The organism is Streptomyces sp. NPDC002868 (assembly GCF_055563295.1).
On record NZ_JBVHDR010000002.1, the window covers coordinates 448,732 to 473,431 of the forward strand.

The window sequence follows — 24,700 nt, forward strand, 5'->3', positions numbered from 1 at the left end:
CTTCGGGACCGACCGTACACGCACGGAACCCCCCACCGTAGGACGGTGAGGGGCTCCGCGAAGTTGAGTGCCGGCAGATCCTAGTACCAGTTGTTGGCCTGCCAGAACGCCCACGCGCCACAGGGGCTGTCGTAGCGGCTGTTCATGTAGTTCAGGCCCCACTTGATCTGGGTCGCCGGGTTGGTCTGCCAGTCGTCGCCGGCTGAGGCCATCTTCGAGCCCGGCAGTGCCTGGACGAGACCGTATGCGCCGGAAGACGGGTTCTGCGCACGGTAGTTCCAGGTGGACTCGTGGTCCACGATGTTGCTGAAGCACTGGAACTGGTCCGCGGGGACCATCTGTCGTGCGATCGCCTTGACCTCGGCGACGGTGTAGGAGCTCTGCGCGGAGAAGCTCGAAGCGTCGCGCACCGCGTCACGGTTGGCGCGCGCTTCCGCGGCCTCCCGCTCGCGCTCGGCCTCCTCCTCGGCGGCTTCCTTCTTCGCCTTGGCGGTCTTGGCAGCCTGGATGCGGGCGGCTTCCTCGGCAGACTTCTTCGCGGCCGCGTCGGCCGCAGCGGCCTGTGCATCGGCCTGCTGCGTCAGGGACGAGACCTGAACCTGGGCCTGCTGGCCCACGGGTATGTCTGCGAGGAGCGTCCCGTCGGCTGCCGCTGCCTCGAGGTTGTCCCCCGAGGGCTGGGTATTGCCCGACGCAACGCCCACTACGGCGCCGACGGTGGTGACCGCGGTGGCAGATGCCACTGCGAATCCCCGGACCGAGATCCGGCTCACACGGTGTCCTTCCAGCATCGCCCGCATAGGTGACCTCGCGGGCGCAATCGTGCCCCTGACGCTGGCCTCCCCATTTCCTGGGTCACGGGAGGCGCGGGCCCGGTGGGCAACTCCCTTGCGAGAGCAGCCGCATGATGCTCGCGGGCGGCATACGACGGCAGGTCTTGAGTTGTGTGGTGCTGTGCACCTCTGGTGGTGCGGGTGTGCCGTATGCGGGGCCTGACGGAAGCAAGACTCTGCCGGAAGCCCACGCCGCAAGGCAATTCTTCGTTGCGTGTGAAAGCTCACACCCCGTTTGGGCCAGGAGTTTTACGGAAACCGGCGGACAGCAAGACGCCGCCCGGCTACGCTCTTGCGCTCCCGCCGGGCGGCGTCAACTGCCTTATTCCGTACTAGATGTGGCCTTCCTCCAGCATTTCGGTCACGAGCGCGGCGATCTGCGAGCGCTCGGAGCGGGTGAGGGTGACATGCGCGAAAAGCGGATGGCCCTTCAACTTCTCGACAACAGCGACGACTCCGTCATATCGGCCGACGCGCAGATTGTCCCGCTGTGCCACGTCATGAGTCAGAACAACCCGGGAATTCGCCCCGATTCGGGACAGAACAGTCAACAGGACGTTCCGTTCCAGGGACTGGGCCTCGTCGACGATGACGAACGCGTCATGCAGCGAGCGGCCCCGGATGTGGGTGAGCGGCAGGACCTCGAGCATGCCGCGCCCCAGCACCTCCTCGATCACTTCACGGCCCGCCACGGCCGAGAGAGTGTCGAAGACCGCCTGTGCCCAGGGACTCATCTTCTCGGCCTCGGTGCCGGGCAGATAGCCGAGCTCCTGCCCGCCCACCGCGTACAGCGGCCGGAAGACCATCACCTTCTGATGCTGCCTGCGCTCCAGGACCGCCTCGAGGCCTGCGCACAGCGCCAGCGCCGACTTTCCGGTGCCGGCCCGGCCGCCGAGCGAGACGATCCCGACGTCCGGGTCGAGGAGCAGATCGAGGGCGATGCGCTGCTCGGCGCTGCGGCCGTGGATGCCGAAGGCCTCTCGGTCGCCGCGCACCAGCTGGACATTGCCCTCGGCCGTGATCCTGCCCAGCGCCTTGCCGCGCTCGGACTGCAGGACGAGACCGGTGTGGACGGGAAGGTCGGTCGCCTCGGGGACGTACAGCGTCTCCTCTCCGTACAGCAGATCCACCTGTTCGGCGGAGAGGGGCAGTTCGGCCATACCGGTCCAGCCGGAGTCGGTGATGGCCAGCTCGGCCCGGTACTCCTCGGCCAGCAGGCCGACGGACGAGGCCTTGATACGGAGGGGCAGATCCTTGGAGACGACCGTGACGTCGTACCCCTCGGCCTGCAGATTGCGCGCTACCGCCAAAATCCGTGAGTCGTTGTCCCCCAATCGGAAGCCGGCCGGAAGGACGCCGGGATCGGAGTGGTTGAGCTCGACACGGAGCGTGCCGCCGAGGTCGCCCATGGGGATGGGGGCGTCGAGGCGTCCGTACCGGATCCGGAAGTCGTCCAGCAGGCGCAGCGCCTGCCGGGCGAAGTAACCGAGTTCCGGGTGGTGCCTCTTGGCCTCCAGCTCCGTGATCACCACGATCGGGAGCACGACTTCGTGCTCGTCGAAGCGGGTCAGGGCATTCGGGTCGGCCAGCAGGACGCTGGTGTCGAGAACGTAGGTGCGCCTGTCGGGCATGCGGCGCTTTGTGCTGTTCACCACGGAAGGACGTACCCCCTCGAATGAGGTCGGGGTGCGACGGCGTCGCGGGCGATGGGACCGGGCTCCGGCCACGATGCACGGGCCGAGCTCCGGCCCGGCCCGTAGTCCGCACAAGAGGTGCGGTCCTTCGTGTGCAAAGGGCCTCCCGGGTGAACGGTCTGGGCCGCTCACTGAGATACGACGTTCGTGGATCGGACGTCGACCTGGAAGGGATATTCCCTCGAACATGCGCAGCCATGCCATGGCATATGACGACGCATAGATGAACAGAGGGTGATTGCCTCTGCTGGGGGCCTACGGAAGGGAGGGGCTGCGGTGCCTCAATTGCCGTAGCGGCGGTGGCGTGCGGCGTAGTCGCGCAGCGCGCGGAGGAAGTCGACCTTGCGGAAGGCCGGCCAGAAAACTTCGCAGAAGTAGTACTCCGAGTGGGCGCTCTGCCAGAGCATGAATCCGGACAGACGCTGCTCACCGCTGGTGCGGATGACCAGGTCCGGGTCGGGCTGGCCACGGGTGTAGAGGTGCTCGGAGATGTGTTCGACGTCGACGATCTCGGCGAGCTCCTCGAAGCTCGTGCCCTTGTCGGCGTGCTCCAGGAGAAGGGAGCGCACGGCGTCCGCGATCTCCTGGCGGCCGCCGTAGCCCACGGCGACATTCACGAGTATGCCGTCCCGTCCTACGGTCGTCTGCTCGGCTTCCTTCAGTACGGACTGGGTGCGGTCGGGCAGCAGGTCCAGCGTGCCGACGTGGTGCACACGCCAGCGGCCGTCGGCGGCGAGGTCGCGGACCGCGTTCTCGATGATGCCGAGGAGCGGGATGAGCTCCTCCTCGGGGCGGTCCAGATTGTCCGTGGACAGCAGCCAGAGGGTGACGACCTCGACATCGGTCTCGGCGCACCAGCCGAGGAGCTCCTGGATCTTGCTCGCGCCGGCCTTGTGCCCCTGCTCGGCGGTTCCGCCCGACGCCTTGGCCCAGCGCCGGTTGCCGTCGAGGATGACGCCGATGTGCTTGGGCACCTGGGCGTGGTCGAGTCGGCCTTCCACCCGGCGTGCGTAGAGCCCGTACACCAGGTCGCGCAGGTTCACTGTTCTTGTACCCTCCGTGCGGCAGTCCCCGAAGCCGCCACAGTACTGCGCACGGGCCACAGCGGCCCAACCCGGCCTGTCACAAGTCCGTGATAGGGAGGGATGCGTGACTGATTCCTCCCCCTACCAAGCCGCCGCGAGCCGCTACGAGTCGATGGAGTACCGGCGTACCGGCCGCTCCGGGCTCAAGCTCCCCGCCCTTTCGCTCGGCCTCTGGCACAACTTCGGCGACGACCGCACGCTCGACTCGCAGCGCGCGATCCTGCGCCGCGCTTTTGACCTGGGCGTGACGCACTTCGACCTGGCAAACAACTACGGCCCGCCGCCCGGTTCGGCCGAGCTGAATTTCGGCAAGATCTTTGCGCAGGACTTCGCGCCGTACCGCGACGAACTGGTCATTTCGACCAAAGCGGGCTATCTCATGCACCCCGGCCCCTACGGCGAGTGGGGCTCGCGGAAGTATCTGCTGTCCTCGCTCGACGCGTCCCTGAAGCGGATGGGGCTGGACTATGTCGACATCTTCTACTCCCACCGCTTCGACCCGGACACTCCGCTCGAGGAGACGATGGGCGCGCTGGCCTCCGCCGTGCAGCAGGGCAAGGCGCTGTACGTGGGTGTGTCGTCGTACAACGCGGAGCAGACCGCCGAGGCGGCCGGGCTGCTGAAGGAGATGGGCGTCCCGGCCCTCATCCACCAGCCCTCGTACTCGATGATCAACCGCTGGATCGAGGACGACGGACTGCTCGACACGCTGGAGAGCGCCGGCATGGGCTGCATCTCCTTCGTGCCTCTCGCGCAGGGCCTGCTCACCGGCAAGTACCTCAAGGGCATCCCGGAGGGTTCGCGGGCCACACAGGGCAAGTCCCTGGACCCGGGCCTGCTCTCCGACGAGGTCGTACGGCGGCTGAACGGGCTGAACGACATCGCCGCCCGGCGCGGCCAGTCGCTCGCCCAGCTGGCGATCTCCTGGGTGCTGCGGGACCCGCGGATGACCTCCGCGCTGATCGGCGCCTCCAGCGTGCAGCAGCTTGAGGAGAACGTCGCGGCGCTGGCCGGACAGCCGCTGAGCGCCGACGAGTTGAAGGAGATCGACGCGTTCGCCGTGGACACCGAGGGCACCAACATCTGGGCCGGGCGGAGCTGACACAAGGCCGGAGAAGAGAAAACGGGCCGGTCCGTGGGGGGGATACGGACCGGCCCGAGGGGGGGTTTCCACCATAACCCTTCGTATGTGGTGCTGAGTGCCACGCCATGCCGTAACTACGCTCCGAATGCGGCAGACGGCGGGGCGGCCGGTGACCCGGGGCGGAAAGTGCCTGGTGCCGGCCTCGCGGCGGCTCGGAGCCGTACCCCCCAAGGGTGACCCCCGGGCGCGGGCGCCGGATTGACGCAGGGCCGTTCCGGCAACTCGTCAGGCCACTGGTTCCTTGGTCTTGTTGGCGACAATCCGCTCCATGAAGATGTCGCCCCACTCGCCGAGCGGCAGCAGAGCGGTGTTGAGCGCCTGCCCGAGCTCGGTGAGGGAGTACTCCACGCGCGGCGGCACCTCCCGGTACACCTCGCGGTGCACGATGCCGTCCGCCTCCAGCTCGCGCAGCTGCTGGATGAGCATCTTCTCGCTGACGCCGCTCACATGGCGCTTCAGCTCCCCGAAGCGGTACGTCCCGTCGTGCAGCGCCCAGAGAATGAGCGGCTTCCACTTCCCGCCGACGACGTCCACGGCGGCGTCGAGACCGCAGGTGTAAGAAGGCTTGACCTTGGCCACCGCAACTCCTCCTATGCGTCCAACACTTACCTTTTCGCCAGTACGTCACTCTACGGGAGTCACAATGAGGACAAGAGCTGTCCTAGACAAATCCTAGAGTCGTTCGCATGACGACGCGCAGTGTGACGTGGACCGAAGCAAACGCCCGCCGGCTCAGGCGCCAGGGGCTGGCCGCCCCCGCCAAGAGCTCCCCCGCCGGGATCGCCGCCGCCATGCTCGGGGCGCATGCGCAGGTGCTGTCCGCCGCCGAGCTGTCCCTCGCGCTGCGGCTGGACGGCGGCCGGACACGGGCCGATGTGCGTGAGGCTCTGTGGACGGACGGCAGCCTGGTGAAGACATACGGACCGCGGGGCACCGTCCATCTGCTGGCCGCGGCAGATCTGCCGCTGTGGACCGGGGCGCTGTCCGCGATCCCGGCCGGGGCGAGTCCGCTGCCCGCAGACGTACGGATGACCGCCGAGCAGACCGACCAGGTCGTCGCGGCCATCGGGGACGCACTTGTCGGCGCCGAGCTGACGATCGACGAGCTGACGGACGCGATCGTGGCGCGCACCGGGCCCTGGGCCGGGGACCGGGTGATGGACGCCTTCCAGGACAAGTGGCCGCGCTGGCGGCAGATGACGCACACGGCCGCGCACCGTGGGGTGCTTGCCTTCGGACCCAACCGCGGCCGCAAAGTGACGTACACCAGCCCCGGCGTGACCCCCAGGGAGTCAGCCGCCGCGCTCTCGGATCTCGTACGGCGTTATCTGCACGCCTACGGGCCCGCAACACCGCGGCACTTCGCCACGTGGCTGGCTGCGCCCGGGAGTTGGGCCATCGAGCTGTTCACAACGCTGACGGGCGAGGGAGCGATCGAGGAAGTGGCGTTCGAGGGCGGCCCGGCCTGGGTGGCGGCAGGTGACACCGGCTTCCCCGACGCGGCCGCACGGGGTGTGCGGCTGCTGCCGTACTTCGACGCGTACACCATCGCTTCGCAGCCGCGCGAGCTGCTCTTCCCCGGCGCCGCGTACGAGCGGGCGCTGGCAGGCGGGCAGGCGGGTAACTACCCCGTGGTGCTCGTCGACGGGACCGTTGCCGGGGTGTGGCACCAGCGGCGCTCCGGGCGGCGGATCGCGGTGACGGTGGAACCGATCGGGAAGACACTCGGCGCCGCGCGGCGCCGGGAGCTCGAAGAGCAGGTGGAGCAGGTCGGCGAAGTCCTCGAAGGGCGGGCCGAGTTGACGGTGGGGCAGGTCACGGTCGGGGGGCATGCCTGAGGCGTAGCAGGGTGACGCCGTCGCGCTGGGCGATGCGCTCGTAGCCGTACTTCCGCTGCGCGGCCTCCAGTTCGGCGGCTTGCTGCGCGGGCGGGTAGGGCCAGTGGCCCGTCTTGTACGGCCAGGCCTCGGGCGCCTTGCTGTCATGGATGATCCACTCGGCGGTGGGGCGGGGCAGCTGCTTCCTGTCGTACTCATAGAGCCGCGCGTCGACGGGGAAGGCCGGGAAGAGGACTACCTCGCAGCGCGAAGTGAGCTGCGGAGCGAGGCGGTTGGAGGCGGCGACGGTCGCGCCGTCGGGGATCCGGTCGAGCAGCGAGCGGGCCGCCTCGATGTGTGGCGTCGTTTGCCAGGTGGCGCGCTGGGCCAGCTGGGCGAGCGGGAACGGCGGCACCATGACGGCGGTGACGGCCAGGACGGTGGCGAGCGAGGCGCGGATCTGGCGGGTGGCCAGCGGATGGTCGGAGTCGCGCCACTGTCGCAGGGAGTCGATGAGGCCGGCGAAGACGATCGGCATCAGTACGGCGCTGTAGTGGAAGGAGGTGCCCCAGTGGAAGCCGTTCTGCGACAGCATGCGCCACGCGAGCGTGGGCAGGGCCAGGAGCGCGAGCGGCGAGCGAAGGGCGAGCAACGCGGACGGGGCGAAGACCAGGATCACGGTCATGGCCTTGATGTCGGGGCGCAGGGCGTCGAGCGGGGCGAAGGCGAGGGTGCTGAGCAGGGAGCTGTGCGCGCCCTCGGCGAGGAGGCCGCCGTGTGCGTACCCGCCCGCGGAATTGAAGGCGGGCAGCAGCAGCTTGATTTCCACGGCCGATGCGAGCAGACCGGCCACCGCGGTGACGACGCCGAGGCGACGCGGACCCTTCCAGACGACGTAACAGCCGAGGGCGGCGAGGGTCAGCCCGAGGTCCTCCTTGACCAGGACCAGTGGGGCGGCCCAGGCGACGGCCGGCCCCCAGCGCCGTCGGCCCAGTGCCTCGAGGGCGAAGGCGAGCAGCGGCACGGCGAGCGCGACCTCGTGGAAGTCGAAGGCGGCGGCCGATGCGATGCCCCAGCTCAGTCCGTAGCCGAGGGCGACGGCATGCGCAGAGCGCCGGCCGAGCACCCGCAGGGCCCAGCGCACGAGCGGTACGGCGGCGAGGGCGAGGAGCGCGGACTGGGCGACAAGAAGACAGACGGGGGACGGCCAGACGCGGTAGAGGGGGGCGAGGACGGCGAGCGCGGGGTGGAAGTGGTCGCCGAGCAGATTGAACTGCTCGCCGCGCAACGGGACGAGGGGCGGACGCAGTTGGGAGTAGGAGCGGACGGCCTGGTCGAAGATGCCGAGGTCGTAGCCGGTGGTGCGGAGCAGCGTATGACGGCGTACGGAGACGGTGGCGTAGAGCAGAAAGAACGCCGCCGCCCAGCTCCAGGGGAGCAGGGCGGCGGGGAAGCGGGCAGTGGGGCGGGATCCGGGCTCCGGAGAGGGGACGGGAACGAGAGAGCGCAGCAGTCCACGCGGCGCCGCATTGTCAGAAAATGTCCGCATGCGTCCAGATGCTAGACGGGCCTGCCCGTACTGGACGGGCTTGACCGCCCCGATGCAGACGGCCAGCTTCGTGGGCTCAGCTCAGCAGCTGGTTCTGCAGCACGACGGTCTGGTGGAAGGGGACCGGGTGGGCCTTGTCCTTCCGGGACTGGACGATCAGGGCGAGGGTGTCGCCCGCGACGACATAGGCCTGGCGGGTCTCTTCCGCGCCTGCGGGCGGGTTCTCCAGGTAGACGTACGTCGCGGTCGGCAGGTCGTTGCCCGAGGTGTCCCAGTCGGGGTCGAGCTTGAACTCGGCCGTGCCGGCCAGTGCGGCTCCGGGCGTCGCGCCGATGCCGATCTCGTCGTCCTTGAACGAGTCCGCAGAGGCGGCCGAGTCGAACTGAAGCAGATACACCCGGGAAGCCGTGCCGTCGGGCATGGTCCAGCCGCGGGCCGCGATGTGCCGGACCGCGTAGTCCTTGAGCGCGAGCTCAAGGTCGGCCCGCTTCCCCTCCTCGTACTCGGCGGTGAACTGCTTCGACGTCACCCAACCGCCGTTGAGCTTCTTGTCGACGGTCGCCGTCGCCGGCGCGGGCAGCAGGAGTTTCCGCTCATCGACGTAATGGATCTCTTCCCTGTTCCCTTCGGTGAAGGGGCGCGGGGTGTCCTTCGGGAGCGCGGGCAGCGACAGCTTCGGATAGTCCCAGCGGCCGTCGCTCTCGGTGGCGAGTCCCGGGACGTCCGTGCGCTCCATCGACGTGATACCCACGGCGGTCCCTGCGCCGAGGCCGCCGCAGACGAGCACCGCGACGGTCCAGCGGGCCACGGCCCGCAGGACCCGGCGGTCGCGTACGGCGACGGGGGCTGCGGGGGCTGCGGGGGCTGCAGCGGGAGCTTCCGGGCCGACGGGCTCGGCGGGAACGGCGGGTGGCGCCTCCGGCATCGGGGGCACGGGTGCCGTTTCCGTGGTCGGCTCGGTCATACGTACTCCCCAGGGGACGCGATGTGGTCGAGCTGCTTCTTCACCAGCTCGGCGACGGCGGACTTGTCGAACGGCTTGGTGCCGTAGGCGGTGACGCTCACGAACAGCTCGGAGTCGAATGCCGAGCAGGTCATCGCCTCCAGGTCGGACTTGTCCTTGTCCTCCCGGTCCGCGTTGCCCTGAGGCAAGAGGAAGCAGGCGGACTTCTTGTGGTCCTTGATCTTCGGGCCCTTGCGGAACTCGAGCAGCTCGGCCAGCTCCGTCCTGAGCTCGAACAGATCGTGGATCCGCTTCTTGTCCTTCATCTGCGTGATCTGCACCTCGACGACGAGGTCGTTCGCGTCCGAGGCGAACGAGCGCAGGGCGATGCCCTTGACGCCCAGCTTGTCGATCCGCTTCTCGAAGTCGCGGCGCTTCTTGCCGGACAGACCGCGGCCTCCCTCCTTGATGAGGGCGACGGCCTCCTTGTCCCCGATCTCGCCGTCGTTTCCGTACGAGTCGATGTCCGGGCCGAGGCGGTAGCCGAGCGGCACCGGCAGCAGCAGCTTGCTGAGCGGTGTCGCTGCCCGGCCGCGCCCGGCGTTGCTCGCCGGGTCCTTGGCCGGGTCGTCATCGGCCGGGCCCCATGTGGTGGTCGGGGCGGTGCGGTCGGCGCGGTCGACGGTGAGCCCGGTGTAGGTGAGTCCGCCGGCGACGGCGCCGAGGACGAGCACGGAGGGAAGCACGGTGGCGAGGAGGCGGCGCACGCGGGCGGGCTTGCGTACGGGCGCGACGTCGGGCTCCGCGACGGGCTGGGCCTCCGGCTCCGGCACGGGCTGCGGGGCATCGGCTTCCGCAACTGGTCGGGCGTCAGCTGCCGCGACCGGCTGGGGCTGGGGCTCCGGCACGGACTGGGCCTCGGTCTCCGAGACCGGCTCGGCGAGCTGGTCTTGCGGTCTCCGGTCCTCGTTCACAGGCGCTCCAGCTGTCGCTCGGCCAGGGTGCGGATGTCGTTTTTGCTGATGCGCTTGGTGTCGAAGATGTTGATGTCGACCATGATGTCGCCGCGCTGGAAGATGGCACGGGCCCGGTAAAGCGGCAGATAACCCGCCTTCTCATGGACCTTGTAGAGGTAGTACCGGCCGTTCCCGCTGCCGTTCAGCGCGTCGCCCTCGTTGCCCGCGCCGTCCTCGGCCTCCGGCATGTAGTCGTGCTGGCCCTCTGCGTGGTCCCTGGCGCCCTGGCCCGAGCGGAACTGGACGAGCCTGATGTTCGCGTTCTTGAACTCGCCCTGCTGCCAGGCGACCACAGCGACCCGGCGGATGTCCGACTCCACGAGGGTCTCGAACATGTAGGCCTCGCTCTCGAAGTCGAGGACGTAGCTCGCCGTGTCCACCCAGCCGTCGTTCACCCACCACATGTGGGCCTTGCGGGCACCCGACGGCTTGGCGAGCAGCAGCTTGCGCAGATCGCCGTCCGTCTTGACCTTGCGGTCCTCGCCGGCGGACAGCGGCGCCGGGCGCTTGTCCTCCGGGAGCGGCTTCGCCGGGTACGCCAGATCCTCCCGGCTCAGCGCGGGCAGCGGCGTGGGCTCGCGGTCGGCCTGCACTCCGTAGCCGACGGCCGTACCGCCGACAAGGCCGATGACGGCGGCAGCGGCGACGATCAGCGTGGTGCGGCCACGGCGGCGGGCGGGTCGGCTCACGGGCTCGCCCTCCGCTTCCGGCTCCGGGGCCGGGGCCGCTGTCGTCACCGGCAACGCCGCGAGCTCCTGCGCGGGCTGCGGCACGGGCTCCAGCGCCTGTGTGTCCTGCGTTTCCAAAGGGTCCCCCCACGAGACCTGAGGCGCGGATTCCGTTATCCGCGCACAGAACTGACACGCGGGGGGCGGGTGGGGTTGCGGCGCGGCGCATTACAGTTCCGCATAGGGCGAAGAAGCTCGTGATCAAGGTGACCGCCAGGGCCGACGCCCCCGAACGCTGAAGCTCCAGGCCGGTCGCCACCGGATCTGCCATCGTCCCGGTATGCGGCGCGGACCATGGGCTTGACGTCCACCACTGGCGGGACATCACCGTCCCGCAGGATCCAGGAAGTCAGGGATGTGCCGACACGTCTTGGCCGCGACTCGTAGATCACTGAACAGGGGAACGCCAGCACACCTGCACGTCCAACTTCCCTGTCCACTGGGCCAGACAGGGGCCACAATGCATGGAAGGGGACATCAGAAACCAGACGCTACGAGGCCGCCGAGCAGCAGTCCTGCAAGGGCCCCCACGATCATGAAAGGCCCGAACGGGATCGCGGTCTTGCGGCCGGCGCGACGCAGGACGACGAGACCGAGCCCGTACACCGAGCCGAGCAGAAAGCCGGCGAAGGCACCGGTGAAGAGCACCGCCCAGCCGTACCAACCGAGGACGACGCCCAGCGAGAGGGCGAGTTTGACGTCGCCGAAGCCCATGCCGTTGGGGTGGATGAGGAAGAGCACGAAGTAGGCGGCGCCGAGGACGAGTCCGCCGAGCAGCGCCGCGGGCCAGGAGCCCGCGTCGCCGGGGAGCAGCGCGGCGAGCCCGAGGAGCGCGGCGGCCGCGGCGGCGAGCGGGAGGGTCAGCTGGTCGGGCAGCCGGTGGACGTTGCGGTCGACGAGGGCGAGCAGTACGGCGAAGGGCGTGAGCAGCAGCCAGACGGCGAGCTCGGGGCGCGGCCCGGTGGCGGCGGCGAGGGCGGCGCAGCTGAGGGCGGTGACGAGCGGGACGAGGGGGACGGGACGTGGTGCGGGTGCTTCGGTGTCGCGGGTTGCCGCGGTGCCTGCCGCCTTCCGGGCGGGAACGGCCGTGGCGCAGTCCGCACACCACGCGCCGCCGAGCCAGCCCCGGGCGGGCCCCGTGAACGCGTGCCCGGCGGGGCAGCTCTCGCGCCACGGCTCCTCCGGCTCGACGGAGAGCCGGTACGCGGCTCGCGGGACGAGCAGCCCCGTGGCGGCCCCCCAGAGGGCGGCGACGACGATCAGCGTGGCGTACACGGCAGCGAGCGTAGGCGGGACCGCGGGTGCGGTCATGGGCCCTGGGGCCCAATCCTGGTGATCCGGGGCCCACGAGGATGCGCCGGACGCTACGGTGTACGGCCATGGGCCGACGGCGTCAATGGCACAACGGCATGGGAACGTTGCGGACCGCCGACGCGTCGGACGAGCCCTTGCCGGTTGAAATCGCGGCTACGTACGGGCCGCGGCGGCGCGGACTGCTGGGGCGGGACGGGATCGAGGGCGCGATCCTGCTCACCCCCTGCAACAGCGTGCACACCTTCCGGATGCGCTTCACCATCGATGTGGCGTATCTGGACCGGGAGTTGAGAGTCGTCGACGTCCACACGATGAAGCCGGGCCGACTCGGCAGGCCGCGGCTGCGGGCACGGCATGTGCTGGAGGCGGAGGCCGGGGCCATGGCGGGCTGGGGCCTGCGCCCGGGCGTACAGCTGAGTATTGCGGCCGCTACTTGAGCCTGGTGAGCTTGTCCGCCTGGGCGGTGAGCAGGGCGGGCGGGATCCGCGGGGTCTGCGGCCCTTCGAGGTTGGCGGTGTAGAAGGTGGCCAGCGTGCCGCCGGAGCGTACGACGTGGAAGACGAGAGGCACGGACTCGCCCTCGTAGTCGCCGGTGACCTGGTAGGCGAACGCGTCGTCACCCACCTGCGCCGCGACAGGCAGCGCCATTGCGCCCCGGTAGGTCGACGGCCCTTCGCCGCCGCTCGCCCTGAAGCCCCCCTCGCACGCCTTGACGGCGGCGCGCAGCCGGCTGAGCGCGGTCGTGGCGCCCTGCACGCCGTGGGTGGTGAGGAACTCCGCGACGGCTGGGCGGTTGTCTTTGACACCGGTGAGCTGTCGGTACGCGGAAGCCTGGGCGACGGGCTCGGGCCTGCCGTTGATGACGGCGGTGAGCGGGGCGCATTCGGTCTTGTCGGCGGTCTCGCCCTGGGGCGGCGGGGCGTCCATGGGTGCGACATTGAAGCCGGGTACGTCGCCCTTGGCGAGGATGGCTTTCGCCAACTGCGCTTGGGAGAGGGCCTTGGGGGGCGAGGCGCCGGGCTGCGCGGGCTCGGCGGGTGTGGGCGTCGCGGGAACGGGCTTCGCGGTGGCGGCCTTCTTCTGCCGGGGCTTGTCGGCGGTGTCGCCGTCGCCGCCCTCCCCGCCGCAGGCTGCCGTGAGCCCGACCGCGAGGGTCAGGGCCGCTGCCACCGCTGCCGTACGCTGCCTCATCCGCGCCCCATCCCGCTTCCCGCTGCCGTGAAGCTGTCCCGTCGCCGCACGCTAACAACCTTGTGCACGCCCGCGCATGGGCCCACGGGCCCAATCACGACGCTCGTGGCCTGCGGCGCGGCACCGTCCCGAGCGCGGGCCAGCGGTCGAGCATGCGCCGCCGTACATCCGTACTCAGCCGGCTCAGCCCGCCCAGTACGTCACTGTCCTCGGTCATCCGCGCGACGATCCCGAACCGATGCACCAGCCGCTCCCGCGCGCTCACCGTCCCCCACTCCCAGTCCTCGTCCAGGACCCGGGCCAACTGATCGACGCTCCCCCGGTGCGCGCGCTGGACCAGCGCGTCGCCCCGGATCAGCCACCCCGCGCAGGCGTCGGCGAGATCGCCCTCGACGTCCGTGCCGGTCGCTTCCCGCCACGCGATGCGGTACGCCGCTTCGGCCTCGGCCAGCAGGGGTTCGGGGGCGGCGGTCACGCACCAGCAGGTCGGGAAGCCGATGCGGAGATACGCGAACTCCATCAGCCCGTTGCCGAGGCTTGCCTGCTCGAAGTCGATGAAGCGGATTCCGTCGGCGGTGTGCAGATCGTTGCCGGGGCAGGGATCGCCGTGCAGCAGGGCCTGCCGTCGGCTCACCTTGCCCAGCCGCAGGGTGAGTTCGCCCAGCTCGTCCTCGGCTCCGACCGTGTCGTGGACACCCAGTGCCCTCGCGAACGCCACGAAGGAGCCGACGTCGCCCGCATCGGGCCCGGCCCAGCGCGGCAGCTCCGCTCCGTCCCCACCGGCAGCGTGCAGCCTGGCGAGCCCGGCCGCGTAGTCGGCCTCCCACCGATCACGCGGCCGCCCGTGTTCGAGGTACTCCAGCACCAGTACGCGGTCGTCCGCGTCCACCCCGAGCACCCGTGGCACGACGGCCGGCTCAACCCGCCCGGCAAGCCGCAGCGCGGCCACCTCCCGCCCGTACCGCTGTGCCGCCTCCGGGCCCGCGACGAGCTGCTTGACCACGGCAGGCGTACCGTCCGCGAGCTCGACCCGCCAGACGGCGGAACGCGGACTGCTGTCCAGCAGCCGGGCACGTCGCGGCGTACCCAACTCGTCCCGCAGCCGCTCCCCGAAGGGCACCCGTCCTCGCCGGCTACATCGACCGCGCAAGCGCCTGCTTCTCCCCCCACAGCGGCTTTTCCCTCTCGGACTTCGGGTGGATGACCGTACCCGTACGCTCCAGCACCACCAGAGAGGTGAGCAACAGGCCCTTGATCAGGCCGTGTTGCACCGGATGTCGAGTCGAGAAGTAGACCTCGTACAGACCCTCCACGAACCCCCGGAAGAGCTTCGGGTCGACCTCGCAGGTGTCCTGCTCGGACGGTGTGAGGCCGGTCGGCAGCCGCATCAGCTCCGCCGTGCTCTCGGCGAGGGCGATGTACCACTTCGCGATGCGCAGGGCCGGATCCCAGACGGTCTCACCCGAGACTTCGAAGTAGTAGCTCATCCCGTGCAGCAACTCATCCCGTGAACTCCAGCCTGATGTCCAGCCCGGGATTCTGGTCCCTGAGCTTCTGAATACGCTGCTCGAGTGCGGCACGGAAACGCGGATCGACATTGGCGTTCGTGAAGCGGAATCCGATGGGGGCCTGTTCGTACCCCTTCATCTGCTGACGGGCTTGAAGATACTTCGCAAGCTTTCCGTCCACCTGCTTGGTCAGCCATGTCTCGTCGCCGAACAGCGCACTCTTCTCTTCCCACAGGACTCCGCCGTCGATGTGGTCGATATCGGTAATCCTGTTTCCGGTCTTCGGATCGTACACATCGTACTCACGCTCACCGTCGAGCGGACCGCAGCCGGTCGGGTCCTCGTTGTGTACGAGTACGGGAGTCCGCCCGGCCAGCACGTAATAGGTGTGTATCTGCGCGACGGTGAGGTCGTGGGTCGTCTGCCGCCCTGTGTAGTGCCGCGCGGTGAGCACTTTCAGCCCGGTCCCGTCGAGCGCGCGCAGCCGGTCTCCGGCCTCGATCTCGCCGGCATCGGCCCAGCGCCTCTGCCCGGTGAGCCAGAAGGGGTGGGTGTCGGTCGCCTCGACCATGGCCGTACCGGACTTCGTACGCACCGTGAGCCGGGTGAAGTCCTTGTCGTCGTACGTGGTGATGGTGTTCGTCACCCGCCGCGTCCCGGTCTTCCCGCTGTACGGATCGGTGGCTTTGACCCGGTCACCGATCCGCACTTTCTCGATGGGAATCCGACGCCCGTCGGCGAGCAGCACCGGCGTACCCGGAGGGAAGCTGTGCCGGGGGCAGGTGGCCGGTTTGTCGTCCGGCTTCTTCTCGCCTTCCTTGGGTTTCTTCGTGTCCGCGTCGAGTTTCTTTTTCGCGTCGGCGAGCTTCTTCTCCGCATCCGCGACCCGCTTGCGGTTCTTGATGAGCCCTTTCAGCCCGTCGTACAGATCCCCGCCGTGCTTCTTGAGCTTTCTGACGAGCTCGACGGCCTTCTTCCACTTCCACGGCGCGCCGTACTTCGCGGCGAGCTTCCCGACGGCGCCGCCGACGAGGCTGAGGAGCACATTGACGAGCGTCTCTGTGCAGGCGCCCATGTCGCCCTTGGTGATGCAGTCGAGGGCGTCGGTGATGCCGAGCTCCTCGGCGAGGATCTTCGCGAGTTCCTTCGCGGCCTCGATGGCTTTGTCGCGATCGGACTTCTCGGCGTCCTGGGCGTCCTGAAGCTCTTTCAGGGCCTTCTCGTAGTCGAGCTGCGTCTGCGTCTTGTGGCCGTCGCCGGGACCGTCGTCGTCGGAGGCGGGGCGGCCGTCGCCCGGATTGCCGGGACCGCGGTCGTCCTGGGCCTCGGGGTCACCGCCGCCGCAGTTCTCTCCGCCGGTGATCCTGCACACCTGCGTGCTGAACTCCTTGGCGATGGCCGGTCCGAGACCCGTTGCCAGCAGCGCCCCGACGATCGCCACGACCACCGCGACCAGACCCACGTACTCGATCGCCGACTGGCCCGACTGGCCCGGCCGCCTCTTCCGCAGGCCCAGCAGCCGTGCGTGTGTGCGTGGCAGAGTCCTACGCACCTGACGGCGAATCCGACGCACAACCCCCTGTGGCGACATGAATGCGAAGCTAATGCGACACGGGTACGAGGTCGTGGGCCCTCGGGCCCAAAGAAGGGCTCAACTCCGCATAGGACCAACCTGTTGCCATACGGACGCACCCGCGGCCGGATCACGGCTCCCGGGGCAGAGGGGTCTTCTCCGCCACGTTGCCGCGGCGCCCGGTTCCGCCGCCACGTCCGATGGCCGTCCACACGGCGAGCCCGAGCAGCAGCACCGTCCCCAGGCTGATTCCCGCGATGCCGACGGCTTTCATCGCGGCGCTCTGCGTGCTGCCGTCCTCGACGCGGCCTACCTGGGCCGCCTCCCGGCCCTCGTCCGTGATCCCGAAGCCGGCCGCCGTCGCGTCCCCGTCGTATGCCGGGCCCGGCTGTGGATCCCCCTCGACGCCCACACGCAGGATCAGGGGGAGGGTGCTGCCGATCCGTTGGTCCAGGGTGACCCGCACGTAGTACCAGCCGGAGAAGCGCATCGCGCTGATGGCGTCCACCTGGGGCCGGTACCGGTACGAGAAAGCGACCGGTGCCGTGCCGAGTGACACGGCCGCCTGCTTGCCGAGGTAGCTGGTGCCGGCTCCGTCGACGAGCCCGCGTGCGGTGTTGTACAGGGCCATCTGCAGGCCGTCGACGACCGCGGGCGCCTGCCAGGTCGGGGAGTTCGCGAGCTCGGCGTCGAGGAAGAGCTGCTGGCCCCAGTCGACCGGCACCTTGTAGAAGCGGCTTTCGCCCGGGCTCAGTTCGTCCCGCCAGACGCCTTCGCCGACCGCCGGTGCGTCATTGAATCCGGTGCCGCCCGTCAGGCTCTTCTCCACCCCCGTCTGCGCGGTCGGAGCCTGCGAGCTCCAGGTGACCGGGGCAGAGGGTGCCTGCGCATCCGCCTTCAGCCCCGGCTCCGCCATGAACTTCAGCTCGATGGGCCAGCCGGCGGAGCCCGGACCGGCGTCCGAGCCGATCCATTCCACGGTGTAGAGGTAGCTGCCCGCGTCCTGACAGGCACGGTTGGCCTCGATGCGACGAGTGGCGTAACCGGCGATCGGGCGGGCGGTCGTGCCCTTGAACGTGACGTCGCTGCTGTTACTGCACCGCTCGCCCTGCGGGCTTGCCAGAGAGACGCGGATTCCGCTGAGCGCGCCGGCCTCGGTTCCCGGCGGTGGGGCGAGAACCGTCGAGACGAAGGCATTGGACGTGTCGTCCAGCATGACCTGGTAGTACTTCTTCTCCCCCGCGGAGATGGTGTCGGTGTACGTCCCCGGCTTGAGCGATGGGCCGTCGGCGCTGGTCGCGGAGCCGCGCACAGGTTCGGCGTCCGGGGCCGTCCGGTAGGGGGCGGCCCCGTCGGAACCCGCGGTGGTCACTGCCGCCACCGGATGCACAGCCAGCATGAGCCCGCACAGGGCCAGCGTGCTGACCGCTCCGGCTCTGCCTCTCGTCATTGCTCCGCTCCTCCGCACCGCACCGGTCCCTCGACACAGGCGAGAGCCGGCCCGCGGCACGCTGCAGGCCGGCTCCCCCGCGATTCAGCACATCACGTCCGCCGTCAGTTGCCCGCTCCCCTGGGGAAGGAGACCTCGACGCGGCGGTTCTTCTTGCGTCCTTCTTCGGTCGCGTTGTTCGAGATGGGGTACTGCTCGCCGTACCCACGGATCTCGTATGTGATGCCCAGGGCGCTCAGCTGCCGCGACAGCACCCCGTGCACCGCATCCGCGCGCTGCTTGGACAGCACGTCGCCGTGCTCGGAGGTACCCAGGTCGTCGGTGAAGCCGAAGACGCGGACCTTCTTGGCGTCCTGGTTCTTGATCTCCGCGGCGATGGCCGCGATACGGGCATTGGCCGCGCTGGAGAGCTTCGCGCTGTCCTTGCCGAAGAGCACCTCGGCCTGGAGCGCGAACTTGATGTCGGAGTTGGTCTCCTCACGGCGTTCCTCGCCGCCGATCTCCTCGACGACCGACTTGATGTCGAGGACCCTGGGCTCGGCGAGGGTCCCCCCTTCAGGGAGCTTGAGGTCGGAGTCGTTGGGGTCGATCTTGACGGGGGCCGCCGCCGAGGGTGTGGGATACGGATCTTCATCGGCAAGGGCATCGGCCGCACCCATGAGACCGAACGACAGGGCGCCGGCGAGGACGGTCACGGCCGTGCGCGCGCAGACACGCCCGGTGCGGGTGGAGGTGGCGGCGCTCATCAGGAGAGCTCGATCGACGTGCTGGGGAACCCCGGGAACTGAAGGTCGACCTTGGTGGCCGTGACCGGCGGGGCGGGGAACTGGGCGAAGAAGGTGAGGGACCGGCCGGGCTGGATGAAACCGTCGTACCCGTACGTGGTCAAAGGACGGTTGTCGGTGTCACGCAGTACGTAGTAGCGCTTCTTGCCCTTGGAATCGACCAGCGTCATTCCCGCGAATGAATGGCCCGTGGCTGCGACGGACTGCTCCATGCCGTTCCAGCTGACGGGAACGGAGAACCCCGCGGAGCCGGTGTTCTTGAACTCTCCGTCCACAGTGAGGAAGCCGCCGTCGTCACGCTTTGCCGCGAATACGGACAGCTCCAGCCCGCCATCGCCCTTGACCGTCGCGATCGGCTCGCTGGGCACGGAGTCAGGGGCTGTGGACCCCTTGGCGCCTCCCTTGGTCGGCTGGGGCGCCGTCGAAGCCGGCTCCTTGGATTCCGAACCGTCGCCGTCGCCACCGCAGGCGGCCAGCGAAAAGGTCAGGGCCGCCGACAGCAAGGCTGCCGCCCCGGCCCGGCGCACGGTCCTCACGTGTCGCATCGTCATCAATCCCGTTCCTTCGCGCTCGTTCGAGGTCAGTCTTCGGCCAGTCGGACGGTGAAGAGGTCCGCCATATCGGGAAGCAGATCCGGCTTTTCCGGATCGATGATCCAGTCCTTGGTGTCGCAGACGAGCTTGCCCGGGGACGGCTTCTTGTCATTGCCCTTGCCGGAATCCCGATCGTCCCCATCCTCCGGGGGCGCCGCCGATTCATCGGGCGCGAAGGTGCAGCGGGGCTCCACCACAGCTGTGGCTGTGGCTTTCGCGTGCTGATTCTCCGTACCGTCGATGATGCTGTCGCCCATCGGTTTGCGGGACTTGGACTCCACCGTGAAGCCCCACCGTCCGTCCGACAGCGCGTCACAGTCGAGGTTGTCGGCGTCGTTCCGGGCGGCGAAGCGGGCGGCCTCCACGCAGCCGTCGGGAGTCTCGGCCGGATTCCCTTCGAGAAGGCCGTCGAGGTCGTCCAGGAAGTCCTCCAGCTCCAGCTGGTCCCGGGAATCCTGTGCGGCCGCCAGGGCGGCGGCGTCCGCGGCCGTCTGCGTGCCGTTGCGGGTGATGTCGGCCTGGCCGAACGCAAAGTACACGAGCGCAAAGAAGAGCAGGCCCACCACCGCTGTGATGTACAGCGGTGTGGCCTGCCCTGCGTCTGACCCAACCGGCGGACCTACTGTCCGCCGCCACCCCCACCGCCGCCACCCCCGCCATTGAGGACCGAGCGGATCTTCTCCGAGAATTTGTTGGCAATCTCGCTGCCCAGGTTGGTCTGCAGCAGCAGGGCGACGATGGCCACCACCAGGATGGTGATGCCGACGTACTCGATCGCTCCCTGCCCCTTGTCCTTGCGGCTCTTGACGCCGTCGAGGACCGAGTCCCGCCAGCCGGTCACATAAACCCTGGCCCTTGTCGCGGCCTTCAGACCGATGTCCGTCATGACGCTCCCCTCCGGTTTCGGCCGGCCGTCGCCAGGCCGATACGTACGACTCCTCGATGCCGTCCACGCTTCCGGCTTCCTCCTGGCCGGTCTCGCTTTCGACGGGAGAAACGTACGTCGGGGCCACATCCCCGGGCATGGGCCTCAGGGCCCAACTCAGGGCCCAAACCCAACTCATGGGGTGGTGGGCCCTGAGGGCCACGTGCGAGCCAGGGCTCTGCACACGCTCAGCCATGCTGCGCCGACCCCCCTCGCGTCATGCTGTGCCAGATGGCGATGGCTTCGCCGCGGCTGCCCGCATTCAACTTGGCGAAGATGCGGTTGATGTGGTTCTTGACGGTCTTCTGACTGATGAAGCAGGACGCGGCGATCTGCTGGTTGGTCATGCCGGACGCAATCAGCTCCATCACCTCCACCTCCCGCTGACTCAGTTCCGTGATCACTCCGCGCAGCCCGCCGACTACACCGGGGCTCCGAGATGAATGTGCCACATTTGCTTGCGTAAGCGAAGACGCTTGAGCAAATTGCTCCGGCGAGGTGTGCTGGTGTCCGGGTCCGCTGAACGCCGTGCCCAGCCCGTCGGGGAGCGGCTGACCGCCTCCGTCGCCCGGTCCTTCACCCCGCACCCTCGCCAGCAGTGCGCTGGAGGCGGAGTGCGTGAAGTGGACGCGGCCCATCTTGATGTCCCGCACCGCGGCGACGAGTTGGTCGGCGGTGAATTCACCGTGTACGAGATAGCCGCCCGCGCCCAGGCGCAGGGCCTCGTGCACGATCTCGCTCTCCCTGCTGTACGTCATCATCAGCACCGGTGCCAGCCGAACCAGGTGCGGCAGCGCCGAGATGCCGTCCACGCCCGGCATGCGAACGTCCAGCAGAACGACGTCCGGGCGGTGTTGGACGGTCGCCTCATAGGCCTGGCGGCCGTCGGCCGCCTCCGCGACGACTTCCAGGTCGTCGCGGCCCTGCAGCAGAACGGTCAGCCCGGCGCGTACGACCGGGTTGTCGTCGGCGACGACAACCCGAAGAGGTGGGGCGGCCGGCATCGCGGCCGGTCCCGGCAGCGCGGGGAATTCGCCGGTGGTCACGGGCGGCGCGGAGGCCAGGGGGACACCCGTGGTGTGGTCGGAGCTGAGCGGCGTGGCGTGCGAGGACGTGTGCTGCGAGACATGGGACTGCTGGGTCCAGTTCTGCCCCGAGCTGTGGGAGATGTCGTCCGGCATGCTGCAGCCTCCTCTCGGAAGGTGGGGACGGGTCGGTTGGGTTGGAGTGGTGAGCCGGTCAGTGGAGCAGCGGGGTTCGGTGCTGCGCGGGTTGAGGGGGGATGCCGGGGATGAGCCTGAGTGCGGCGGCCGGCAGTTCCAGGCGGACTTCGGTGCCTTTCGCCGCCCGGCCCCTGCCGATCCGGATGCGGGCCCCGATGGAAGCGGCCCGCTCGACCATGCCGACCAGGCCGAAGTGGCCTGCCCGTCTGAGGTCGTCGAGGGTGATGCCGGGCGGAAGGCCCCGCCCGTCGTCGTACACGCTGATTCTCAGCACGTCGCCGACGACACCCGCCGAGACGTCGAGGTAGCTGGGGTGACCATGGCGGTGGGCGTTCTCCATGGCCTCGGTGGCGATGGTGAGGGCCTGGCGGGCGATGGCGTGCGGCGCCGTCGGTACGGGAATGTCGCCGAGCCGGCGGAACGTGGCACGCACGCCGTACCGACGGGCGAAGTCATCGGTTCTGGCACGGAGTTCGGCCATGATGTCGACGCCGCCGTCCAGACCGGACTCGCGTCGCAGATCGGAGAGCAGCTCGCGGGACTCGGTCGCGGCGCGGCGGGCCGAGCGGGCCACCAGCTCGGCCTGATGCTTGACGGTCAGCGGGTCCATCCGGTCGGCCGTGCCTGCCAGGCCGTCGGCTGCGAGTGCCAGGCCATGGAGCGTCTTGGCGACGGAGTCGTGCATCTCGCGGGCGAGCCGGGCGCGTTCCTCCTCCACCGCGTTGCTGACGGCGAGGCGTGCGCGGGTCTCGGTCAGCGCCTGGGATGCGGCGCCGAATCCGAGCAGGAGGCCGCGGAGCGCGCTGCCCACGGCTCCCGCCATCACACACAGGCCCACCATCAGCAGCGCCGAGGCGTCTGCCTCGATCTTCTCGTTGATCGCGTAGGAGGCGGCGAGGAGCAGCGTCTGCAGCGGTGCGAAAATCGCGGCGCCACGCCACCCGTACACAAGTCCGGCGAGCAGCGGGGTGCAGAAGGTGACGTACGTGAGCGTGGAACCCGGCGAGGCCGAGAACAGCAGCAGCGCCCCGAACAGCATGTCGACGGCGAGCAACGAGGGATGGCGCAGCAGCACGGGGCCGAACCGCTCCCAGTCGCGCAGCAGAACGTAGGACACCATGACGGTGACGAGGACGGCCGCGCCCATGAGCCAGCCGCCAAGGCCCCGGTCGACGCCCGAGAGCGCGAACGGGGCGGCGAGCGCGGTCATGGCGAGGCGGAAGCCGAACAGCTGCCGGCACAGCGCCTGCAGGGCGTTGACCTGGATCGGCAGCGACGGCACATGTCCCGGGGCGCTCTCGGGAGCGTCCGCCCCGGAGCCACCGATAAGTGCGGTTCTGGTCAGCCCGGTCCTGGTCAGCCCGGTCCTGGTTAATGCAGCCCTGGTAAGTGCCGCCCTGGCCGGCCGTGGAGACATGGCTCAGCCTCCGAAGATGTCGTTGAAGTTGACATTGGAGGCGTAGTAGAAGCCGACCACGATCAGGATCATCGTCCCGGGGAGCATGAAGCTGGTGACGATGAGCGTGGCCTTCGGGACGGCCTTGGCGGCCTTGCGACGCGCGTTCTGGGCGTCGGTCCTGCGCATGTCGTTGGCGATCTGGATGAGGGTGTCGACGATCGGCGCGCCGAGCTCCTCACCCTGCTGCAGCGCGGAGACGAACATCGTCACCTGGTCGGATTCGTTGCGCTTGCGCAGCTGCTCGAAGGCCTCGCGCCTGCCCACGCCCATGTCCATCTGACGCAGGGTGATGCGCAGTTCGTCGGCCCAGGGACCTTCGTACTTCTCGGCGACGCGCTCCAGCGCCTGGCGGAAGCCGAGTCCGGCGGAGACGACGACGGCCAGGACGTCGAGGAAGTCGGGAAGGGTCCGCTCGATGTCGTCCTTACGCCTGCTGATGGCAGCGCGGATGAGGACATCGGTCCAGAAGAAGCCGTAGGCGAGGAAGAGCACGGCGAACACGATCTGGCCGTTCATCAGCATGCCCAGGGCCACGAGGGAACCGAGGACCCCGTATACGGCGCGGCGGGCGGCGTAGCGGTCGAGGGTCAGACCATTGGGGTTGCCCGCCATGTCCAGCTTCCGGCGGACGGCGTCGACGCGCTTGGGTCCCATCATCCGCAGCACATACGGCGCGTAGCGCATGCCGATGCGGTCTATGGCCGATCCGGTGGCTGTGGTGCGGCCGGCGCCGACCTCCAGGGCGACGGCGAGGTCGCCCGGAAGCTTGGCGTCGGCGCGATACATGCGTACGCCCTGGAAGGCTCCGTAGACGGCGAGTCCGATGACGGCCGCGAGCAGCAGTCCCATGGTGTGTTCCCTCCCTTCTGTGGGGTCGATCTGTGTGGTCAGATTCGGACGCGGGTGAGGCGGTTGATGAGGAAGAAGCCGAGCGCGTAGAGAGCCGCCGAGACGATCACGGCGAGCCTGCCGACCAGGGCACTTGTCATGTCGTCGAGGGCGCCGGACCGCATTCCGTCGATGAGCAGCAGGAAGCCCACGCCGAGAACGGGAACGGCCACCGCGGTCACCTTCACCTGGGAGAGCAGGGTCGTGACCTCGCGGCGGGTCTCCTTGCGCTCCTCCAGGGTCTGGGTGAGGTTGCGCAGCGAGGAGACGATGGTGCCGCCCGCCCGGTTGGAGAGGATGAGGGTCGATACGAGGACGGTCAGCTCACGGGAGGGCAGCCGCTCGACGAGATCGTTCAGCGCGTCGTCGAGAGAGCGGCCCATGGTCAGCTGATCCGCAACCCGCCGCAGCTCCTCCCTGGCCGGATCGTCCAGCTCGTCCACGGCCATGCTGATGGCGGTCCGCAGCGCGAGACCGGCCTGAGTCGCATTGGCGAGTACGCGGGTGAGTTCGGGCAGCTGGTTGATGAACGCCTCGGTGCGCTTTTGGCGCTGCCAGTTGAGGAAGCCGTTGGCTCCCCAGACTCCGATGACGGCCGCGATGATCCCGAAGAAGGGTGCGAAGACCGAGCCGGCGATGAAGTACAGGGCGAGCAGCGCGCCGACCACGTAGACGAAGTACTCGCCAGGAGTCAGATCGAGGCCGGTCGCCGAGATCTGGCGCTCGATCCGCTTCCCGAGGCGCGTTCTGCGCAGCCGTCGGTCCACGGCGCTGAACCGACGACGCCGGCCGCCCTCGATCGCGAGCTGTCCTGTCTGCGTCATCCGCTCCAGCAGGGCCTGCCGCTGGGCCTGGCCCGAGGAGTAGACATGCACCCCGACGACGGCGAGCACACAGCCGAGCAGCGTGACACCCATCGTCAGGAGCGGGAGGTTATCCATGTCGGGCGGGGCCTTCTCGGTGAACGGGCGGACGGGGGCGG

Annotated in this window: 25 protein-coding genes; 3 read left to right on the forward strand and 22 right to left on the reverse strand. The window is 69.1% G+C overall.

What is annotated here, in order from left to right:
* Window positions 1-80: 80 nt before the first annotated feature.
* From ACZ3H8_RS07925 to ACZ3H8_RS07935, 3 genes are all read right to left on the reverse strand, one after another.
* Entirely contained in the window at window positions 81-773 is a 693-nt protein-coding gene (locus ACZ3H8_RS07925) for an aggregation-promoting factor C-terminal-like domain-containing protein (protein ID WP_467398820.1), read from the reverse strand.
* A gap of 392 nt (window positions 774-1,165) precedes the next feature.
* Entirely contained in the window at window positions 1,166-2,488 is a 1,323-nt protein-coding gene (locus ACZ3H8_RS07930; protein WP_307661384.1) for a PhoH family protein, read from the reverse strand.
* A gap of 320 nt (window positions 2,489-2,808) precedes the next feature.
* Window positions 2,809-3,570, reverse strand: a complete 762-nt coding sequence (locus ACZ3H8_RS07935; protein ID WP_307661385.1) for an isoprenyl transferase — start codon at window positions 3,568-3,570, stop codon at window positions 2,809-2,811.
* Between the two features lie 106 nt (window positions 3,571-3,676).
* Between ACZ3H8_RS07935 and mgrA the strand changes: the two genes are divergently transcribed.
* The gene (mgrA, locus tag ACZ3H8_RS07940) at window positions 3,677-4,714 is read left to right on the forward strand and encodes an L-glyceraldehyde 3-phosphate reductase (protein ID WP_467398823.1); all 1,038 of its coding nucleotides are present in this window, start codon (window positions 3,677-3,679) and stop codon (window positions 4,712-4,714) included.
* Between the two features lie 267 nt (window positions 4,715-4,981).
* Here the strand turns inward: mgrA and ACZ3H8_RS07945 are convergent, their stop codons facing one another.
* Window positions 4,982-5,335 (reverse strand): winged helix-turn-helix transcriptional regulator, encoded by a 354-nt coding sequence (locus tag ACZ3H8_RS07945; protein ID WP_467398826.1) that lies wholly within the window; start codon window positions 5,333-5,335, stop codon window positions 4,982-4,984.
* A gap of 107 nt (window positions 5,336-5,442) precedes the next feature.
* Between ACZ3H8_RS07945 and ACZ3H8_RS07950 the strand changes: the two genes are divergently transcribed.
* Window positions 5,443-6,594 (forward strand): winged helix DNA-binding domain-containing protein, encoded by a 1,152-nt coding sequence (locus ACZ3H8_RS07950; RefSeq protein ID WP_467398828.1) that lies wholly within the window; start codon window positions 5,443-5,445, stop codon window positions 6,592-6,594.
* Here ACZ3H8_RS07950 and ACZ3H8_RS07955 read toward each other — a convergent pair.
* The 5 genes from ACZ3H8_RS07955 to ACZ3H8_RS07975 all read right to left on the reverse strand — a co-directional run bounded on the left by ACZ3H8_RS07955 (window position 6,572) and on the right by ACZ3H8_RS07975 (window position 12,084).
* Window positions 6,572-8,122 (reverse strand): DUF2079 domain-containing protein, encoded by a 1,551-nt coding sequence (locus ACZ3H8_RS07955; protein WP_467398831.1) that lies wholly within the window; start codon window positions 8,120-8,122, stop codon window positions 6,572-6,574. The genes ACZ3H8_RS07950 and ACZ3H8_RS07955 overlap by 23 nt on opposite strands.
* A 76-nt stretch (window positions 8,123-8,198) precedes the next feature.
* A complete protein-coding gene (locus tag ACZ3H8_RS07960; RefSeq protein ID WP_467398833.1) occupies window positions 8,199-9,086 on the reverse strand; it encodes a hypothetical protein in 888 nt (295 codons plus the stop codon).
* Window positions 9,083-10,039, reverse strand: coding sequence for a hypothetical protein (locus ACZ3H8_RS07965; RefSeq protein WP_467398836.1), 957 nt, complete (start codon window positions 10,037-10,039; stop codon window positions 9,083-9,085). The genes ACZ3H8_RS07960 and ACZ3H8_RS07965 overlap by 4 nt, the downstream gene beginning before the upstream one ends.
* Window positions 10,036-10,887: a hypothetical protein gene (locus ACZ3H8_RS07970; RefSeq protein WP_467398838.1), complete on the reverse strand. Its 852-nt coding sequence runs from the start codon at window positions 10,885-10,887 to the stop codon at window positions 10,036-10,038. Before ACZ3H8_RS07970 ends, ACZ3H8_RS07965 begins: the two co-directional genes overlap by 4 nt.
* A 399-nt stretch (window positions 10,888-11,286) precedes the next feature.
* On the reverse strand, window positions 11,287-12,084 hold the full coding sequence (locus ACZ3H8_RS07975) for a prepilin peptidase (protein ID WP_467398841.1): 798 nt from the start codon (window positions 12,082-12,084) through the stop codon (window positions 11,287-11,289).
* A 104-nt stretch (window positions 12,085-12,188) separates the two neighbouring features.
* Here ACZ3H8_RS07975 and ACZ3H8_RS07980 point away from each other — a divergent pair, with 104 nt between their 5' ends.
* Complete coding sequence (locus tag ACZ3H8_RS07980; RefSeq protein ID WP_467398843.1) at window positions 12,189-12,560, forward strand: DUF192 domain-containing protein; 372 nt, start codon at window positions 12,189-12,191, stop codon at window positions 12,558-12,560.
* On the opposite strand, the gene ACZ3H8_RS07985 is transcribed toward ACZ3H8_RS07980, so the two are convergent.
* The 13 genes from ACZ3H8_RS07985 to ACZ3H8_RS08045 all read right to left on the reverse strand — a co-directional run bounded on the left by ACZ3H8_RS07985 (window position 12,553) and on the right by ACZ3H8_RS08045 (window position 24,659).
* Entirely contained in the window at window positions 12,553-13,314 is a 762-nt protein-coding gene (locus ACZ3H8_RS07985; protein ID WP_467398846.1) for a hypothetical protein, read from the reverse strand. The genes ACZ3H8_RS07980 and ACZ3H8_RS07985 overlap by 8 nt on opposite strands.
* A gap of 94 nt (window positions 13,315-13,408) precedes the next feature.
* The gene (locus ACZ3H8_RS07990) at window positions 13,409-14,434 is read right to left on the reverse strand and encodes a phosphotransferase (RefSeq protein ID WP_467398848.1); all 1,026 of its coding nucleotides are present in this window, start codon (window positions 14,432-14,434) and stop codon (window positions 13,409-13,411) included.
* 13 nt (window positions 14,435-14,447) lie between these two features.
* Window positions 14,448-14,801: a DUF6086 family protein gene (locus tag ACZ3H8_RS07995; protein ID WP_467398851.1), complete on the reverse strand. Its 354-nt coding sequence runs from the start codon at window positions 14,799-14,801 to the stop codon at window positions 14,448-14,450.
* A gap of 13 nt (window positions 14,802-14,814) precedes the next feature.
* Entirely contained in the window at window positions 14,815-16,374 is a 1,560-nt protein-coding gene (locus tag ACZ3H8_RS08000) for a Hint domain-containing protein (RefSeq protein WP_467398853.1), read from the reverse strand.
* Between the two features lie 151 nt (window positions 16,375-16,525).
* On the reverse strand, window positions 16,526-17,845 hold the full coding sequence (locus ACZ3H8_RS08005) for a hypothetical protein (protein ID WP_467398855.1): 1,320 nt from the start codon (window positions 17,843-17,845) through the stop codon (window positions 16,526-16,528).
* 104 nt (window positions 17,846-17,949) lie between these two features.
* Entirely contained in the window at window positions 17,950-18,591 is a 642-nt protein-coding gene (locus tag ACZ3H8_RS08010) for an OmpA family protein (protein ID WP_467398858.1), read from the reverse strand.
* Window positions 18,591-19,181 (reverse strand): hypothetical protein, encoded by a 591-nt coding sequence (locus ACZ3H8_RS08015; protein WP_467398860.1) that lies wholly within the window; start codon window positions 19,179-19,181, stop codon window positions 18,591-18,593. The genes ACZ3H8_RS08010 and ACZ3H8_RS08015 overlap by 1 nt, the downstream gene beginning before the upstream one ends.
* 29 nt (window positions 19,182-19,210) lie before the next feature.
* Window positions 19,211-19,912, reverse strand: a complete 702-nt coding sequence (locus ACZ3H8_RS08020) for a pilus assembly protein TadG-related protein (RefSeq protein WP_467399938.1) — start codon at window positions 19,910-19,912, stop codon at window positions 19,211-19,213.
* Complete coding sequence (locus ACZ3H8_RS08025; RefSeq protein WP_467399940.1) at window positions 19,843-20,109, reverse strand: hypothetical protein; 267 nt, start codon at window positions 20,107-20,109, stop codon at window positions 19,843-19,845. Before ACZ3H8_RS08025 ends, ACZ3H8_RS08020 begins: the two co-directional genes overlap by 70 nt.
* 227 nt (window positions 20,110-20,336) lie before the next feature.
* The gene (locus tag ACZ3H8_RS08030) at window positions 20,337-21,329 is read right to left on the reverse strand and encodes a response regulator (RefSeq protein WP_467398862.1); all 993 of its coding nucleotides are present in this window, start codon (window positions 21,327-21,329) and stop codon (window positions 20,337-20,339) included.
* A gap of 58 nt (window positions 21,330-21,387) precedes the next feature.
* Window positions 21,388-22,788, reverse strand: a complete 1,401-nt coding sequence (locus ACZ3H8_RS08035) for a sensor histidine kinase (protein ID WP_467398865.1) — start codon at window positions 22,786-22,788, stop codon at window positions 21,388-21,390.
* Window positions 22,789-22,791: 3 nt separating this feature from the next.
* A complete protein-coding gene (locus ACZ3H8_RS08040; RefSeq protein ID WP_467398868.1) occupies window positions 22,792-23,679 on the reverse strand; it encodes a DUF5936 domain-containing protein in 888 nt (295 codons plus the stop codon).
* A gap of 38 nt (window positions 23,680-23,717) precedes the next feature.
* Window positions 23,718-24,659 (reverse strand): type II secretion system F family protein, encoded by a 942-nt coding sequence (locus ACZ3H8_RS08045; protein ID WP_467398870.1) that lies wholly within the window; start codon window positions 24,657-24,659, stop codon window positions 23,718-23,720.
* Between the last annotated feature and the right edge of the window lie 41 nt (window positions 24,660-24,700).

What these genes read in the sequence shown, in the direction of transcription:
- ACZ3H8_RS07950 (WP_467398828.1), top strand. Translation starts at nt 5,443, where the DNA reads ATGACGACGCGCAGTGTGACGTGGACCGAAGCAAACGCCCGCCGGCTC.
- ACZ3H8_RS07955 (WP_467398831.1), bottom strand. Translation starts at nt 8,122, where the DNA reads ATGCGGACATTTTCTGACAATGCGGCGCCGCGTGGACTGCTGCGCTCT.
- ACZ3H8_RS07960 (WP_467398833.1), bottom strand. Translation starts at nt 9,086, where the DNA reads ATGACCGAGCCGACCACGGAAACGGCACCCGTGCCCCCGATGCCGGAG.
- ACZ3H8_RS07980 (WP_467398843.1), top strand. Translation starts at nt 12,189, where the DNA reads ATGGGCCGACGGCGTCAATGGCACAACGGCATGGGAACGTTGCGGACC.
- ACZ3H8_RS07985 (WP_467398846.1), bottom strand. Translation starts at nt 13,314, where the DNA reads ATGAGGCAGCGTACGGCAGCGGTGGCAGCGGCCCTGACCCTCGCGGTC.
- ACZ3H8_RS07995 (WP_467398851.1), bottom strand. Translation starts at nt 14,801, where the DNA reads ATGAGCTACTACTTCGAAGTCTCGGGTGAGACCGTCTGGGATCCGGCC.
- ACZ3H8_RS08005 (WP_467398855.1), bottom strand. Translation starts at nt 17,845, where the DNA reads ATGACGAGAGGCAGAGCCGGAGCGGTCAGCACGCTGGCCCTGTGCGGG.
- ACZ3H8_RS08010 (WP_467398858.1), bottom strand. Translation starts at nt 18,591, where the DNA reads ATGAGCGCCGCCACCTCCACCCGCACCGGGCGTGTCTGCGCGCGCACG.
- ACZ3H8_RS08015 (WP_467398860.1), bottom strand. Translation starts at nt 19,181, where the DNA reads ATGACGATGCGACACGTGAGGACCGTGCGCCGGGCCGGGGCGGCAGCC.
- ACZ3H8_RS08025 (WP_467399940.1), bottom strand. Translation starts at nt 20,109, where the DNA reads ATGACGGACATCGGTCTGAAGGCCGCGACAAGGGCCAGGGTTTATGTG.
- ACZ3H8_RS08030 (WP_467398862.1), bottom strand. Translation starts at nt 21,329, where the DNA reads ATGCCGGACGACATCTCCCACAGCTCGGGGCAGAACTGGACCCAGCAG.
- ACZ3H8_RS08035 (WP_467398865.1), bottom strand. Translation starts at nt 22,788, where the DNA reads ATGTCTCCACGGCCGGCCAGGGCGGCACTTACCAGGGCTGCATTAACC.
- ACZ3H8_RS08040 (WP_467398868.1), bottom strand. Translation starts at nt 23,679, where the DNA reads ATGGGACTGCTGCTCGCGGCCGTCATCGGACTCGCCGTCTACGGAGCC.
- ACZ3H8_RS08045 (WP_467398870.1), bottom strand. Translation starts at nt 24,659, where the DNA reads ATGGATAACCTCCCGCTCCTGACGATGGGTGTCACGCTGCTCGGCTGT.